This is a genomic window from Streptomyces sp. NPDC060031 (assembly GCF_042736805.1).
Taxonomy (GTDB): domain Bacteria; phylum Actinomycetota; class Actinomycetes; order Streptomycetales; family Streptomycetaceae; genus Streptomyces.
The window spans coordinates 1-1,027 of the sequence record NZ_JBHWVM010000224.1 but is presented as its reverse complement, the minus strand read 5'-3'; the positions used below and the strand labels follow the sequence as shown (position 1 = coordinate 1,027).

Annotated in this window: 1 protein-coding gene; it reads right to left on the bottom strand. The window is 65.7% G+C overall.

The features are described 5' to 3' along the window. On the bottom strand, window positions 1-1,027 hold a 1,027-nt coding region (locus ACFWB8_RS37170; protein ID WP_385237779.1), incomplete at both ends, for an aliphatic sulfonate ABC transporter substrate-binding protein.

Sequence of the window (1,027 nt, the reverse complement as noted above, 5' to 3'; positions counted from 1 at the left end):
CCGGCGTCGGAGACCGGGGGCTTGCCGGCGGCCTTGAGGACCTTGTTCAGGAGCGTCAGGTCGTAGATGCCGGCCAGGTCGGGCTGTTCGATGAGCTTGGCCTTGACCGCCCAGTCGGACTCGGTCTTCAGCGTGCCGGCGAGCGGGTCGTCGGTGACGAGGATGCTCGGCCACGCCGGGTCGATGATCTTCGCGTCGAGGGGCTTGCCGCCGTCCGCCGCCAGTTTCGCGTTCGCGGAGGCCTTCGCCTTGTCCGGGTTGGTGTTGATCCACTCGTTGGTCTTCACCGTGCCCTTGAGGACGGCCTCGACCACGTCCGGGTGCTCCTTGAGGAACTTCTGCGACACGATGATGTTCGTGATCACGAACTTCTTGTCGGGCCACAGGGAGGTCTCGTCGAGGAGGACGGAGCCGCCGTCGGAGACGAGTTTGGAGGCCGTGGGCTCCGGTACCCAGGCGCCGTCGATCGAGCCCTGCTTGAAGGCGTCCGGGGTCACCTTGTTGTCCGTGCGGACGACGGAGACGTCGCCCTTGCCGGACTCCGGGTCGACCGTCCAGCCCTTCTCGGAGATCCAGTTGAGGAAGGCGACGTCCTGCGTGTTCCCCTTCTGCGGGGTGGCGATCTTCTTGCCCTTGAGGTCGTCCAGGGTCTTGATCTTGTCGGGGTTCACGACCAGTTTGACGCCGCCGGAGGCCGAGCCGGAGATGATCCGGAGGTTGGAGCCCTTGGACTTCACGTAGCCGTTGATCGACGGCGAGGGGCCGATGAAACCGATGTCGAGAGAGCCGCCGTTGAGGGCTTCGATCTCGGACGGGCCGGCGTTGAAGGACTGCGGCTTGATCTTGGTGCCGTTCAGTTCCTTCTCGATCAGGCCCTCCTGGAGGCCGACCAGAGCGGTGGCGTGCGTCAGGTTCGGGAAGTACCCGATGCGGACCTCGGAGGCGGAGAGCGGCTTGCCGGCGTCCGCGACGTTGGCCGGCTTGTCCTTCGACTCGTCCTTCTTCGCCTCGGAACCGTAGCCGCAGG